The sequence below is a fragment of the Caballeronia sp. INML1 genome (assembly GCF_023631085.1).
Classification (GTDB): domain Bacteria; phylum Pseudomonadota; class Gammaproteobacteria; order Burkholderiales; family Burkholderiaceae; genus Caballeronia; species Caballeronia turbans.
The window spans coordinates 111703-124664 of the sequence record NZ_JALQDT010000056.1 but is presented as its reverse complement, the minus strand read 5'-3'; the positions used below and the strand labels follow the sequence as shown (position 1 = coordinate 124664).

Here is a 12962-nt window from a genome sequence, read left to right as displayed (position 1 = left end):
CGATGCCCGGGTCGCGTCTCAACATCGCACCGCCCGGGCTTCACGATTTCCGTTCTATGGGTCGATCATGCAAGGCTGGCTTGAACCGAAGTATCTCGCGTGGCTGGAGCAGGGCACGGCCGTCACGCTGATGCTCTCCGCGTGCGCGGGCATTTGCGCGACACTGCTCGGCTTCGGGCTGGCGGTCGCGCGCACGTCACGAAGCGCTGCGGTCGCGCGGGTCGCCGCGCTCTATGTCTTCGTGTTTCGCAATTCGCCGCTGCTCGTGCAGCTATTGTTCTGGTATTTCGGCGCGGCCGCGTTGCTGCCGTCGGACTGGATGACCTGGCTCAACGCGCCGCATGCGGCGAAGCTCGGTATTCTCACGCTACGCTGGCCGAGCTTCGAGCTGTTCGCCGGCTGGATCGGCCTGACGTGCTACACGACGACGTTCATCGGCGAGGAGTTCCGCGCCGGGATGCGCGGGGTGGGCCATGCGCAGGAACAGGCCGCCGCGGCGCTCGGCATGAGCCGCTATACGGCGCTGCGCTACGTGATCCTGCCGCAGGCGCTGCGCATCGCGACGCCGCCGCTCGCGGGGCAATACATGAACGTGGTGAAAAACTCGTCGCTCACCATGGCGATCGGCGTCGCCGAACTCTCGTACATGTCGCGTCAGGTCGATACGGAGACCTTCAAGACCTTCCAGGCGTTCGGCACGGCCACGGTGTTCTACGTGCTGACCATCGCAGTCATCGAGGTGGCGCTGGTTCTCTGGCAGCGCACGGGTGCGCGCGCGCTGCAACGGGGTCATGCATGAGCGGGTTCGAGTGGTTTCCCTCGCTGCGCTATCTGCTGCTGGGCGCATTCCCTGCCGGACCGTTGGGCGGCATTGCGCTGACCGTGGCGCTCTCGGTCGCTTCCGCGCTGCTCGCCGCGATGGTGGGTCTCGCGGGCGGCATCGCGCTCGCCATGACGCGCGGCGCCGCGCATCTGATGCTCACGGCGGTGGTCGCGTTCTTCCGCGCCATTCCCGTGCTGATGCTGATCTTCTGGACCTTCTTTCTGATGCCGGTGGTGCTGCACGTGAACCTGCCCGGTCTCGCGACGGTGATATGCGCGCTGGCGCTGATCGGCGGCGCGTACCTGTCGCACTCGGTGCATGCGGGCATCGTCTCGATCGGCGAAGGCCAGCGGCAGGCGGCGCTCTCGCTCGGGCTCACGCGCTGGCAGGCGCTGCGCGAAGTGATCCTGCCGCAGGCCGTGCGCGTGATGACGCCTTCGTTCGTCAATCAGTGGGTATCGCTCGTCAAGGACACGTCGCTCGCGTATATCGTCGGCGTGCCGGAATTCACGTTCCTCGCCAATCAGCTCAACAACCGCCTGATGGTTTATCCGGCGCAGATCTTCCTCTTCGTCGGCTTCGTCTATCTGATGCTGTGCGGCGCGCTGCAGGGACTCGCCGGTGTGTTGCTCGGGCGTCGCAAGGCGGGGCCGGCGTAGCGGCATGTGACACAGACACGGCGCTTCGCGTGCAATACATCGCAGAAAAGCTCGTTTGTGGAACGCTTCGCAGCGGGCTAGATTGAAGCCATCGTGTATCGAAGGAAGCCGCTCATGCCGCTCATGTCGCACTACCTGCTGCACTACTGGCACATCCTCTCCGTCCGACTCGACGCATCGCGCGAGCGCCGCATGCTGCGTGAGGCAAGACGCGCGATGCAGGCATGCGCATGCGGGACGCCCACGCACCGCGATGATGAGGCAAGCCGCGCGGAACGGCTTGAATGCATCGCGCTGTTCGCCCAGGCCGGGTACTTCAACATGGGCAACGCGGTCGATCTGTTTCAGCCGCCGCCGCCTTTCTGAGCCTGAACCACCCACAACGAAGAGGAGCACCATGAGCGCCGATGCAAGACTGAACCGTCTGATCGAACCTGGCCGCACGTCCAGCAACCCGAAGGCGAATTACCGGAACGCCACGCGCTGGGGCGATCTCGTCTTCGTATCGGGCAAATCGGCGAACGGCGCAGTCGACGGCAAGGCGCCGCAGGGCAGACTCGGCGATAACCTGACGCTCGCGGACGGCCGAGATCGTGCGTGATGAGCAGCACGGCCATCGACAGTTCGCGCCGCAGCCGGTCGAGTAGTTCGAGAATCTGCGCCTGGATGGTGACGTCGAGTGCGGTGGTCGGCTCGTCGGCGATCAGAAGGCCGGGACGGCACGCGACGGCGATCGCGATCATCACGCGTTGCCGCTGGCCGCCCGAGAGCTGATGCGGGTAGTGCCCGAAGCGGCGTTGCGCCTCGGGCAGGCGCACGAGTTCGAGCAGTTCGCGCGCTTCCTTGTGCGCGGCCTGCGCCGACATCGGCCGATGCAGCGTCAACGCTTCGGCCACTTGCCTGCCGATGGGCTGAAGCGGGTTCAGCGAGGTCATCGGCTCCTGAAAGATCATGCCGATGCGGTTGCCGCGCAGCGCGCTCCATTCGCGCTCGCTCTGCGTGAAGAGCGGCTTTTCCTCGAAGCGGATCGCGCCTTGCACCTGCGCCCGGCCGGGAAGCAGGCCCATGGTCGCGAGCGCGACGGTGGATTTCCCGCTGCCGGACTCACCGACCAGCGCGAGGATCTCGCCGCGCGCGATCGTCAGGTCGAGAGGACGCACCGCGGCATGTCCGCCGAAGGACACGCTCAACTGGTCGATCTGGAGCAGGGGCGCCGAAAGACTCATGGCGCTTGCGTGGCCGGTGCGTCGGCCAGATCGCGAAAGCCCGCGCCCGTGTGACGCGGACCGAGTCGCGCGCCTTCGCCGAACAGCTTCTCGCGCAGGGTGCCCTGCGCATACGCCGTCTTGTAGATGCCGCGCGACTGGAGTTCCGGAATCACGAGATCGATGAAATCCTCGTAGCTCTCCGGTGTTACCGTGCGCGTGAGATTGAAGCCATCGATGTCGGCTTCATCGACCCAGGACTGTAGCGCGTCGGCCACCTGCATGGGATTGCCGACGATCGTCGTATAGCGTCCGCCCAGTTGCATCTGTTCGAGCAGATGCCGCACGGTCACGCCGCGCTTGCCGTCGGTCACGCGCTGCACCGACGATTCGATGCCCCGCCCCTTGTGACCGCCCGGAAGGGGCGAGCTCGTCATCCGGCGCGTAGGTGGAATAGTCGATGCCGCTGCCCGCCGCGAAGTGCGCGAGGCCCGCCTCGGGGCTCGCATGGCGCGCGTACTCGGCGAATTTTTCCTGCGCGTCGCGCTGCGTGCGTCCCACCACGACGGTGATGCCCATGATGATCTTCAGATCGCCCGGGGCGCGTCCGGCCGCGACCGCCTGCGCGCGCAGCGCGTCGACCAGCTTGCGCGTGCCTTCCTTGCTCTGGCTCGACACGAACACGCATTCGGCATGTCGCACAGCGAACGCCTGGCCGCGTCCCGACGATCCCGCCTGGAACAGCACCGGCGTGCGCTGCGGTGAAGGCTCGCAGAGGTGATAGCCCTCGACGTCGTAATAGCGGCCGCGATGCCCGTCGAACGCGCTGTGATGTATCCGCTGGTGCTGCCGAATCTGCACGCCGCGCTGGCGTACCGGGCGCTCGCTCCGGAGTCGTTTAACTGTGAGCGTGTTCCTTAAAGTTAACTTGTAGCGATGAATACGAGATTGTAGACTTCGCTACATGGAAACTCTCTCGACCTGGTTGCTGCTCGTCCTCACGCTGCCGACCGAAAACGCGACCGCGCGCATGCGCTTCTGGCGCGCCCTGAAAGCCAAGGGCTGTGGCGTGCTGCGTGACGGTATCTACCTGCTGCCGCATTCTGCAGAGCGGGAAGCAACGCTGCGCGACTTATCAGTTGCGATCGGAGAGGCTGGCGGCACTGCATATGTGCTCCGCGCGCCGAGCCTTGATGTCGAACAGGACGTCGAATTCCGTGGGTTGTTCGATCGTTCCGAGGACTACGCGACATTCATCCAGTCGCTCTCGGAATCCCGCAAGACCGTTGCAGGCCAGTCGGAGAGCGAACTCAGGCGCTTGCTGCGTCGACTACGCAGGGACTATGAGACGATCGTCGCGATCGACTACTTCCCGGACGCCGGCGCGACACGCGCCGAGGCGGCCTGGCAGGACTTCGTGGCGCACGTCGATACGGTGCTCTCACCCGGTGAGCCACACTCGGCCGAGCGGGCAATTCGGCTACTGGCGATCAAGGACTATCAGGGGCGGACGTGGGCGACGCGCCAGCATCTTTGGGTGGATCGTGTCGCCAGCGCCTGGCTCATTCGCCGCTTCATCGACCCGGACGGCCGATTCCTCTGGCTCGGCTCTCCCGAGGCGTGTCCAAAGAACGCGTTGGGCTTCGATTTCGACGGTGCCGCGTTCACGCATGTGGGTGAGCGGGTGACCTTCGAGGTGCTGATGGCGAGCTTCGACCTCGAGCGCGACCCGGCACTGTTGCGGCTTGGCGCGATGATTCACGTTATGGACGTGGGTGGCGCGCCCGTCCCCGAGGCGATCGGGTTCGAAGCCATCATGGCGGGGGCGCGCGAGCGCGCGGCCGATGATGACGCACTGCTCGACGAAATGTCGCGCGTGCTCGATTCGATGTACGCCCATTTCGCCGCGAGCGCGAAAAGCACCGACGCAGGGAGCCGCTCATGAGCACGACCGCGACGGTCGCGCCTTCGTATTCCCTCGGCGAGTTGATGCGCTACATGCTCAAACTCGGCACGTTCGGGTTTGGTGGGCCAGTCGCACTCGTCGGCTACATGCACCGCGATCTCGTTGAACGGCGTGGTTGGATCACGGACGACGACTATCGCGAGGGACTCGCGCTGGCGCAAATGATGCCAGGGCCGCTGGCCGCACAGCTTGGGATCTATCTCGGCTACGTTCATTACCGCGTGCTGGGTGCGACGGTCGCCGGGATCGCATTCGTGCTGCCTTCGTTCTTGATGGTGGTGGCGCTCGGTTGGGCGTACGTGCACTTCGGTGGATTGCCATGGATGCAGGCGGTGTTCTATGGCGTTGCCGCAGGGGTTGTCGGCATCATCGCGATGAGCGCCTATAAGCTCGTCAACAAGACCCTCAAAACTGACAAGCTGCTCTGGGCCATCTTCCTCGTGGTGGCGGCTGTGACGGTCGTGACCGAATCGGAAGTCGCGTGGCTGTTCATCGCCGGCGGCTTGGTGAACATGTTTCGCCGCGCTCCGCCCCGGTGGCTCGGCAAAGGTGGCATGAACGCGCTCGCCGCCGTGCACGGGCCGGCGCTCGGTGGACTCATGAGCGGGCATGACGTTTCTTTGATGACCCAGATCGGACTGTTCTTTACGAAGGCGGGCGCCTTCGTGTTTGGTTCGGGGCTCGCGATCGTGCCATTCCTATACGGCGGAGTCGTCACGGAAAATCACTGGCTGAACGACAAGCAGTTCGTCGACGCGGTCGCAGTCGCGATGATCACGCCGGGTCCGGTCGTCATCACTGTGGGATTCATCGGTTATCTGGTTGCGGGTTTGCCCGGCGCCTGCGTCGCGGCACTCGGTACGTTTCTGCCTTGTTACCTGTTCACGGTCTTGCCTGCACCGTACTTCAAGAAGTACGGGCGGCTCCCCGCCATCAAAGCGTTTGTGGACGGCATCACGGCGGCAGCGGTCGGCGCGATCACCGGCTCGGTGATCGTGATCGCACGTCGCTCCATCGTCGACTGGCCAACGGCGCTGCTCGCACTGATCACCGTCGTTGTGCTCTGGCGTTTCAAGAAGCTGCAGGAGCCGGTGGTCGTTGCGGCAGCCGCACTGGTTGGTCTCGTCGTCTATCCGCTCACTCACCTGTAAGCCGCTTCGAGCTGGAAAACGGCGGGGGAAATTCCTGGGCGAAAACGAGCGAAGCGAAGACGAGCACCTCGGCACACTACGAGGAGACATCATGGCAACCCGTCGTAAATTCCTGCATCAGACCGCTGCCGTGGGGGCAGGCTTGATGATCGCGAAAGCCGATGCTGCGCACGCTGCAGACCAATACGGCTATGTCGACAACCTTACTGACGCCGACGGCAAATATGCGGCTGGCCCACTACCGTTCGCGTTCGACGCGCTGGAACCCGTCATCGACGCGCGTACTGTCGAATTGCACTACACCTTCCATCACAAACCCGCTGTGGCGGCAGCGAACAAGGCCGAAGAAGCGCTCAGCAAAGCGCGCGAGTCGAATGACTTCGCGCTCGTGAAGTATCACGAAAAAGAACTCGCGTTCCAGCTTTCGAGCCATATTCTGCACACGGTTTACTGGACGAGCCTATCGGGCAAGGGTGGCGAACCAAAGAACGAACTGGCCCAAATTATCGACAAGAACTTCGGCTCCTACGCCAAGTTCAAGGCGCAACTCGTAGCGGCGACGATCGCCACGGAAGCATCGGGCTGGGGTGTGGTGGGATATTTGCCTTCCACCGGAAAGCTGATGATCCTCCAGTGCGAGAACCACCAAAAGCTCACGGCATGGGGCATCCAACCGATACTGGTACTGGACGTCTTCGAGCACGCGTACTACCTGAAATATCAGAACCGACGCATGGAGTACGTCAATCAGCTCTTCAACATCCTGAATTGGGATAACGCAGCCATGCGGCTACAGGCAGCGATGCGGGTTCCGAGCGCATGACCGAGCGCGCGTCCGGACGCGCACCGGAAAGCGTGCCGAACGATGCCGATGATGAATCGTCTCTCACACTGGTTCGCACTCGAACAACGCGTCGCCACCATCGCGCTTGGTGGCAAGGTTGACAACACCCAGTACGATCCCGTTTCGCATCACGTCTTCGTGAACGTCCGGACGCGCCAGCAACTGATTGAGATTGACCCCATCGAAGGCAATGACCGCATGCTCGTGCTGGATTTGCGGACGAAGCGCGTTTCTCAATCCTTCGACATCAGTGCTGATCCCCACGTTCTCGCATTCGATTCATCGAGTCACACGGTGTACGTAGCGGGCGAGCAAGGCGTGACTTCAATGTTCGAGGCAGAAGCCAAAGGCGTCCGACATCCGGCTGACGGGCACGTAGGACCTAACGCTCACGTGGTCTACATCGACGCCAAAACGCATTACTTGTACTTCCCGCTGAAGAGTGTCTAAGGACGCCCGCTGCTTCGGATCTTGGCGCCGCATTAACGGTGGCTCAATCCGACCAACCGGAGAATCGAAATGAAAGCACTAGTCGGATTGGTTACCCTGCTTGCCGCAGTATCGGCCAGCGCGGCATCACCGCGAGTGAACAACGGCCGACTCGTCGATGAGAACGGCATGACGCTGTATTCGTTTAGTGGGCAAGGTGCGCCCGACGCAAGATCTTGCGAAGGCGACTGCGCAAGAAACTTCCCGCCCGCCCTGGCAAGCCCTGGCGACACTCCAAGGGACAAACTCGGGCTTGTCGATACTGCCAACGGCCAACGCCAGTGGACGTATGAGGGCAAACCGCTCTATCGTGGGCTGATGGACAAGAAGCCCGGTGATCGGGCCGGCGACGGTCTCAACACCGTATGGCACAGCGTCCAGCCGTACTGAATCGGCTTGTACGATTCACATTGACGTCGAAAAGTTTGACGAAGCGAACAGCGAACAAATTTTTTTTTGCTCAGACGTCGGCGGAGGCAGGCGAATGACTGCACCGCTCGGAAAAGAGCGCCTCGGTACTTTATCGAACGACCGACGGGTTTGGGTCGTGGGTGTGAGTTCGGACGAACTCGGGGGCGCGGTCTCCGTCTCAAGACGGCCCATGTCTGCAGCCCGCCATATCGCTGACGTAGAAGCGAAACACGTCGAACGTTGGCAATGGCCGAAGCGCCGGTGTCCGCCGTCGGCCAGGGTTCGGCGCGTCAGTCACTCGGGAGCATCAACCCTTTGCGACCGATGGCGACCATGCTTTCTGGTCGGTCTCAGCCGCGAATATAAACCCCGGCGAAGCTCAGGCGACCCGATAGCGAGCGCGGCTCGTCGCCATCCAGCACCATGCCGGCTCATGTTGACATGACGAAGTCAGGTAGAACGAACTGACCAAGCTCCTCAATGACGTCACCTGCGGCGCGTTGGCCGTATTTCAAATTGATGATCACATGGTTGACGCCGACCTCCTGCAAGGTGTGCAGCAGCGCGATCAAGTGAGATCGTCCCAGTTGATAGCCCAGATGGATCGACCGTGGTGGTGTCTGCGGGTTATCTGTCAGGTCGATGTATAGCGACTGGGTAAAGGGTTTGAACAGTTCACCGCATTCGGCACGAACCGCCGTGCGCCAGCGCTCGACAATCAGCTGCTGGGTCTTCGGTGCACGCGGATAGCTGATCCAGCCATGACTGCAGCGGGCAATCCACTCCAGCGTCTGGCGGCTATGGCCGGTGACGAAGAAAGGAATTTCAGCCGTAGTCGGCTTGGGAATCAGATCTGCCCCCTCGAGCTTGCCGCCGGACCAGGTCAAAGGCACGAAGCTCTTGAGCTGAACCTCGCGAAATACCTCGAGGTATTCGCGGAACAGGCTGCCGCGCTGCTCCGGGTCGACACCGAATGCTGGAAACTCTACTGGACGGTCACCGGAAGCCACGCCGAGTAACAGGCGGCCACCACTGAGCTGATCGACGCTAGTTGCAGCCTTGGCGGTGTGTAGGGGATTGCGGATTGGCAGGATGACCGACGCGGTACCCAACGCGATCGAGCGAGTGTGTGCCGCCATGAAACCCAGGTAGACCCAGGGATCGAAGACCTGGCCCGAATCACCGAAGGTGGGATCGCGTAACGGCACGTCGCGAAACCAGAGGGCCGAGAAACCCAGCTTCTCGGCACGTTGGGCCAGGCTTACTTGGTCGAGCATAGTCGGTGCATCGCCGGTAAAGGCCTCTAGGGGAAAGAAAAGACCTAGGCTCAGGCGGCCTTGGCGGTAGGTGCGCTGAAAGGCAGGTTGTTGCTGATAGGGAATGGAACTCGGAGTAAACATGCTTCTCCTACCTATTTCCGGATATAGATTTCCGAGGGGCTGAACAAACGCCTGCGATCCTGCTCTGGTGGCGTTAGCTCGCCGATTCTCTCCGTCGCGGCGCGCAACGCGAACGGAGCGCGGCCACCGCGTCGCCAATCGGTTCGCTGCCACCGGCAAATCCGACGATCGTGTTGACAAGGCCCACTCTGAGCGTTTCGAGCACGACGTCGGCAACATCTTCGCGCGAAACGGAGGCGCGAGCGGACTGCGCGTCGGTGGTGATCTCAATCGTCCCGGTGCCCGGCTCCATGGTCAGTGTGCCGGGACGCAGCACAAGATAATCGAGTCCACTGCGGATTAGATAGTCGTCCGATGCACGCTTCATCTGGGCGTAATGCTTAAGTGCATCCGGGGCGCGTTCGGGGGCGTAGGCCAGCAAGGTGCTGACGACGATGAAGCGGTCCGCACCATACTGTTTTGCACAAGTCACCGCCTTGATGATCGCGTCCCGGTCGATCTGACGCTCCTGCTCGGCGCCCTCAGTTTCAGCGGATCCAGCGGCAAAGATAACCGTATGTACCCCCGCGAGCGCCGCGCAAAAGTCCTGCGTCAGGTCGACGATCACGGGACTCGCGCCGAGGCCTTCGAAATGGGCCCGCTGCGCCTCGTCGCGTAGCAAGGCACGAAACGGCGTGCCCGCACGGTGCAATTTTTCTGCCACTAAGCGGCCGGTGCGGCCGGTGGCGCCAATTAATGCAATGCTCATCGTGTCACTCTAAGAACACATCTCGGCGGGATGCACGAGCTGTCGGTGTGCTGACCCGTTCCCGACGGCCATCAGCTACCGGAATCGCGGTCAAGGACGGCAGGGTTACGTTGTCTGGTTTCGTGCGCAGTTGGACGCAAAGGCGCAAGGCCGAGAGGAAGCGATATGTCCGGAACCCACTTCAGTTCCTACTCCGGGTACCGCTCGAGGTTTGCGTCGGTTCTGATCGTTGCTCCTTATCGGTTCGTTGATAGACTGAGCCGCGCAAGGGGACTGCGCCAGCGCCACACGAATCGATCCATCGTAACGCGTGCCCACGTGCATTTCTTCCCTTCGCCTGCGCAGTTATTGCGCAATGCTGCTTTCAGTTCATCCACCTTCCTTGCGAATAAACATGACGACTCCGCGACCGTGGAACGGCAGTGTCAACGCAAGGAACTGGGATGACGCCCGTCCCGCAGGACGCTTCGTAAGGCGCGACGACTCGAAATAGCGCCGCTGCGCCTCCGCGTCGAGCGTGCCGATGCGAGCGACGACTTCCCGCGCCTGACACGCCGGTAAATCAGACGAGCGCGTCGCGCGGGATATCGACATTCACGTTCTTGAGGTTGTGTTCTCGCGCGCATCGTACGCGCACGAAGCTGCGCAGGCGTTATGCAGTTTTCGACGGGCAGGGTGTTCATGCGTGCGACGGCAGCAAGTCCGGCACTCGAGCCCGGCGCGGCTACGACGGCAGCTTCGCCGCGAGTACATCGATGTTCATGATTTCCGGCGGTTTGGCGAAGAGATCGGGCGCCTTCGCCATCAGCGCCTCGGCTACCTTGCCGGAGAGGTGCGCCTGGCGTCCGGCATCGTCGGGGAACGCATCGAAGATGCCGTACACCGACGGCGCGATTTTCAGCCCGAACCACGCGATCGTCGCGGGTTCCTGCTCGACGAGCGGCAGTCCGCCCATCAGGAAGCTTTCGACTTCCTGCTCCTTGCCCGGCTTCGCTTCGAGCCGGACGAACAACGCGGTCTTGACCATGCCTGCCTCCTTGTTGATGCCGTTTGCGGGTATCGACGGGAATTCCAAACCGTCGCCGATGGTGTATTGATCGGAAGCGCCGTCGCACCAGCATATAGCGAAGAGTCTCCTGATACACAGTCTGATTTGAACATCCTTGGCGGGCTTCACCGTATTGATCGGCATTATCAACCCGCTCGGGGTCGCGTTCGTGTTTCTCGACGAATGGAAGGGCTTGCGGGCAACGGGCTGCCTTTGCTGCAGCCACATCGCGCCTGGCGCTGTGGGGACGTCATACTCTGCCGGCCACTGCGTCGTGGTCGCGGCCCAAGACCGACGTATCGCAGCGGTCGTGTCGATGACCCCCGCAATGGACGGCTTCGCCACGCTGCTGCACCTCATGCGCCAAGGCGAGATCGGTCTGCTGCTCTCTCGCGTGTTCGCGGTTTGATGCTGTCCGCAATCGTGGACACCGACACGGAAGTCCTCAGATCGCTGGGGGTACGACAAAGAGGCTGAGTCGAACAGGGCAGTTTCCGTGACAGAGTGCAGTCGGCCAAGAAGCGTCATTCGCTTGAGCCGTCGATCAGACGTTCAGACGTCGGTTTCACTCAGGACGCAGCCATTCGCGATGTCGCGCTCGAAATCAGCGTCGAGCTGTTTTCCATTGAAGGCCTGGCTGAAATAGCGGCCAGCAATGAATTTCCGGGACGGCTTTTTGCGAGTTCGTCGAACATCCGTAATGTGCGGACGTTCTTTTCGACGCACCGGCCGAAGTTCGAGGCGAACGCCCCGATTGTGAATCTTCGAAAGCGGCAGACTAGCTGAGGGCATGGCAGCGCCGCATCCGCCCCCCAATGGAGCGATGAACCGGGGTGAGCGCAGGATCGTGACACATCCGAGCAGAAACCGGAAAGAAGCGCGCGCGGGCGATGGCTAGACTGGCCGAGAGCGGGATCCCTACCGATGTGATCTGACGCCGACGCTTCGATGCATCTATGGCAGCACTCTTCGGGGCAAGTCAAAAGCAAGGAGCAAATATATGCCTGATACGGAAATCGCGCCGGGAAAAGCCGGGCAGCACGACGAGCAAATCGCACTACGCAAGCTGTTCGAACCCATAAAGGTGGGACCGCACAACCTGCGTCATTGTGTCGTAATGGCGCCGCTGACGCGATCGCGCGCGAGCCGCCCAGGCAACATACCGTCGCAGCTCAACGCCTGCTATTACGCGCAGCGCGCATCGTCCGCGCTCATCATCAGCGAGGCGACGCAGGTGTCGATGCAAGGGCAGGGCTATGCATGGACGCCTGGGATTCATACTCGCGAGCAGGTCGAAGGCTGGCGGCTGGTGGCGGACGCCGTGCATGAGGCGGGCGGGTTGATGTTCATGCAGCTCTGGCACGTCGGGCGCATATCGCACCCCTCGTTGCAGCCCGATGAAATGCTTCCCGTTGCGCCGTCTGCGGTCACGCCAAGAGCGGAGGCGTTCATCGAGAACGAGCGCGGCGAAGGTGTCGTCGCGCCCTGCGTCACGCCTCGCGCGCTGCAGGTCGAAGAGATGCCGTATCTCGTGCGCCAGTACTTCAGGGGTGCGCGCAACGCAAAGGCTGCCGGTATGGACGGCGTCGAAGTGCACGGAGCGAACGGGTATCTGCTCGACCAGTTTCTGCTGTCCGGCTCGAACCGCCGCACGGACGAATACGGCGGGTCGAGCGAGCGCCGGGCGAAGCTGCTCTTCGAGGTGATCGAAACGGTTTGCGAAGTGTGGGGCCCGGAAAAGGTCGGCGTACGGCTCTCGCCTCTCGGCACCTTCAACGACATGCATGACGACAATCCCGAGGCGACCTTCTCTTACGTCATCGAGAAGCTCAACCGATACGGGCTGGCTTATCTGCACATCGTCAATCCCGCGCTGGCGGCAACCGGCGAGGATGTCGCCTTCACGGAGCGCGCGAAACGCATGAACGAGCTGATACGCCGCACTTATCGTGGTGTGCTGATGGTCGCGGGCGGGTTCGACGGCAGCAGTGCGGAAAGGTGGCTCGAGGACGGCAACGCGGACCTGATTGCGTTTGGACGCCTGTTCATCGCTAATCCCGACCTGCCGGAACGCTTCCGGTCGCGCGCTCCGCTCAATTCGCCGGATCCGTCCACGTTCTACGGAGGCGGCGAGCGTGGGTATACCGACTATCCGTCGCTCGCGCAGGAGCGTGGGGAGGCCCCACGGTCCGTGATCGACGGACGTTGGAGATAGGCA

General features: G+C 62.4%; 15 protein-coding genes and 2 pseudogenes. 11 read left to right on the top strand and 6 right to left on the bottom strand.

Features of this window, described 5'->3' with window-relative positions:
- Window positions 1-67 precede the first annotated feature (67 nt).
- The 3 genes from NCR38_RS21630 (at window position 68) to NCR38_RS21620 (ending at window position 1848) form a co-directional block, all read left to right on the top strand.
- A complete protein-coding gene (locus NCR38_RS21630) occupies window positions 68-799 on the top strand; it encodes an amino acid ABC transporter permease (protein ID WP_061119013.1) in 732 nt (243 codons plus the stop codon).
- Window positions 796-1482 (top strand): amino acid ABC transporter permease, encoded by a 687-nt coding sequence (locus tag NCR38_RS21625; protein WP_061119014.1) that lies wholly within the window; start codon window positions 796-798, stop codon window positions 1480-1482. The genes NCR38_RS21630 and NCR38_RS21625 overlap by 4 nt, the downstream gene beginning before the upstream one ends.
- A gap of 114 nt (window positions 1483-1596) precedes the next feature.
- Window positions 1597-1848, top strand: a complete 252-nt coding sequence (locus NCR38_RS21620; RefSeq protein ID WP_061119015.1) for a hypothetical protein — start codon at window positions 1597-1599, stop codon at window positions 1846-1848.
- A 218-nt stretch (window positions 1849-2066) separates the two neighbouring features.
- Here NCR38_RS21620 and NCR38_RS21615 read toward each other — a convergent pair.
- The 3 genes and pseudogenes from NCR38_RS21615 to NCR38_RS34500 form a co-directional block, all read right to left on the bottom strand.
- Window positions 2067-2708, bottom strand: a pseudogene (locus NCR38_RS21615) (ATP-binding cassette domain-containing protein); the annotation flags it as partial.
- A complete protein-coding gene (locus NCR38_RS34505; protein ID WP_086961198.1) occupies window positions 2705-2971 on the bottom strand; it encodes a hypothetical protein in 267 nt (88 codons plus the stop codon). The gene NCR38_RS34505 and the pseudogene NCR38_RS21615, both read right to left, overlap by 4 nt.
- The gene (locus NCR38_RS34500; RefSeq protein WP_409219316.1) at window positions 2934-3548 is read right to left on the bottom strand and encodes an LLM class flavin-dependent oxidoreductase; all 615 of its coding nucleotides are present in this window, start codon (window positions 3546-3548) and stop codon (window positions 2934-2936) included. Before NCR38_RS34500 ends, NCR38_RS34505 begins: the two co-directional genes overlap by 38 nt.
- A gap of 103 nt (window positions 3549-3651) precedes the next feature.
- Between NCR38_RS34500 and NCR38_RS21605 the strand changes: the two genes are divergently transcribed.
- From NCR38_RS21605 to NCR38_RS21585, 5 genes are all read left to right on the top strand, one after another.
- The gene (locus NCR38_RS21605) at window positions 3652-4632 is read left to right on the top strand and encodes a chromate resistance protein ChrB domain-containing protein (RefSeq protein ID WP_061119016.1); all 981 of its coding nucleotides are present in this window, start codon (window positions 3652-3654) and stop codon (window positions 4630-4632) included.
- Window positions 4629-5804: a chromate transporter gene (locus NCR38_RS21600; protein ID WP_061119017.1), complete on the top strand. Its 1176-nt coding sequence runs from the start codon at window positions 4629-4631 to the stop codon at window positions 5802-5804. Before NCR38_RS21605 ends, NCR38_RS21600 begins: the two co-directional genes overlap by 4 nt.
- A 91-nt stretch (window positions 5805-5895) precedes the next feature.
- On the top strand, window positions 5896-6627 hold the full coding sequence (locus NCR38_RS21595; RefSeq protein ID WP_250477574.1) for a superoxide dismutase: 732 nt from the start codon (window positions 5896-5898) through the stop codon (window positions 6625-6627).
- Between the two features lie 48 nt (window positions 6628-6675).
- Window positions 6676-7098 (top strand): YncE family protein, encoded by a 423-nt coding sequence (locus tag NCR38_RS21590; protein WP_250477573.1) that lies wholly within the window; start codon window positions 6676-6678, stop codon window positions 7096-7098.
- 69 nt (window positions 7099-7167) lie between these two features.
- A complete protein-coding gene (locus NCR38_RS21585) occupies window positions 7168-7527 on the top strand; it encodes a transcriptional regulator (RefSeq protein ID WP_061119019.1) in 360 nt (119 codons plus the stop codon).
- Between the two features lie 452 nt (window positions 7528-7979).
- Here the strand turns inward: NCR38_RS21585 and NCR38_RS21580 are convergent, their stop codons facing one another.
- From NCR38_RS21580 to NCR38_RS21570, 3 genes are all read right to left on the bottom strand, one after another.
- Window positions 7980-8948 carry an LLM class oxidoreductase gene (locus NCR38_RS21580; RefSeq protein WP_061119020.1) on the bottom strand — a complete coding sequence of 323 codons (969 nt, stop codon included), beginning with the start codon at window positions 8946-8948 and terminating at the stop codon, window positions 7980-7982.
- A 73-nt stretch (window positions 8949-9021) separates the two neighbouring features.
- Window positions 9022-9696: an SDR family oxidoreductase gene (locus NCR38_RS21575; protein ID WP_061119021.1), complete on the bottom strand. Its 675-nt coding sequence runs from the start codon at window positions 9694-9696 to the stop codon at window positions 9022-9024.
- A 724-nt stretch (window positions 9697-10420) separates the two neighbouring features.
- On the bottom strand, window positions 10421-10723 hold the full coding sequence (locus NCR38_RS21570; RefSeq protein ID WP_061119089.1) for a putative quinol monooxygenase: 303 nt from the start codon (window positions 10721-10723) through the stop codon (window positions 10421-10423).
- A 136-nt stretch (window positions 10724-10859) separates the two neighbouring features.
- Here NCR38_RS21570 and NCR38_RS21565 point away from each other — a divergent pair, with 136 nt between their 5' ends.
- The 3 genes and pseudogenes from NCR38_RS21565 to NCR38_RS21555 all read left to right on the top strand — a co-directional run bounded on the left by NCR38_RS21565 (window position 10860) and on the right by NCR38_RS21555 (window position 12959).
- Window positions 10860-11153: a hypothetical protein gene (locus NCR38_RS21565; protein WP_250477572.1), complete on the top strand. Its 294-nt coding sequence runs from the start codon at window positions 10860-10862 to the stop codon at window positions 11151-11153.
- Window positions 11154-11377: 224 nt separating this feature from the next.
- Window positions 11378-11530 (top strand): annotated as a pseudogene (locus tag NCR38_RS21560) (Lrp/AsnC family transcriptional regulator); the annotation flags it as partial.
- A 214-nt stretch (window positions 11531-11744) separates the two neighbouring features.
- Window positions 11745-12959 carry an alkene reductase gene (locus NCR38_RS21555; RefSeq protein ID WP_250477571.1) on the top strand — a complete coding sequence of 405 codons (1215 nt, stop codon included), beginning with the start codon at window positions 11745-11747 and terminating at the stop codon, window positions 12957-12959.
- The last annotated feature ends 3 nt before the right edge of the window (window positions 12960-12962 follow it).

Coding starts and splice junctions, on each gene's coding strand:
- NCR38_RS21630 (WP_061119013.1), top strand. CDS start 68: ATGCAAGGCTGGCTTGAACCGAAGTATCTCGCGTGGCTGGAGCAGGGC.
- NCR38_RS21625 (WP_061119014.1), top strand. CDS start 796: ATGAGCGGGTTCGAGTGGTTTCCCTCGCTGCGCTATCTGCTGCTGGGC.
- NCR38_RS21620 (WP_061119015.1), top strand. CDS start 1,597: ATGCCGCTCATGTCGCACTACCTGCTGCACTACTGGCACATCCTCTCC.
- NCR38_RS34505 (WP_086961198.1), bottom strand. CDS start 2,971: ATGCAGGTGGCCGACGCGCTACAGTCCTGGGTCGATGAAGCCGACATC.
- NCR38_RS21605 (WP_061119016.1), top strand. CDS start 3,652: ATGGAAACTCTCTCGACCTGGTTGCTGCTCGTCCTCACGCTGCCGACC.
- NCR38_RS21600 (WP_061119017.1), top strand. CDS start 4,629: ATGAGCACGACCGCGACGGTCGCGCCTTCGTATTCCCTCGGCGAGTTG.
- NCR38_RS21595 (WP_250477574.1), top strand. CDS start 5,896: ATGGCAACCCGTCGTAAATTCCTGCATCAGACCGCTGCCGTGGGGGCA.
- NCR38_RS21590 (WP_250477573.1), top strand. CDS start 6,676: ATGATGAATCGTCTCTCACACTGGTTCGCACTCGAACAACGCGTCGCC.
- NCR38_RS21585 (WP_061119019.1), top strand. CDS start 7,168: ATGAAAGCACTAGTCGGATTGGTTACCCTGCTTGCCGCAGTATCGGCC.
- NCR38_RS21580 (WP_061119020.1), bottom strand. CDS start 8,948: ATGTTTACTCCGAGTTCCATTCCCTATCAGCAACAACCTGCCTTTCAG.
- NCR38_RS21575 (WP_061119021.1), bottom strand. CDS start 9,696: ATGAGCATTGCATTAATTGGCGCCACCGGCCGCACCGGCCGCTTAGTG.
- NCR38_RS21570 (WP_061119089.1), bottom strand. CDS start 10,723: ATGGTCAAGACCGCGTTGTTCGTCCGGCTCGAAGCGAAGCCGGGCAAG.
- NCR38_RS21555 (WP_250477571.1), top strand. CDS start 11,745: ATGCCTGATACGGAAATCGCGCCGGGAAAAGCCGGGCAGCACGACGAG.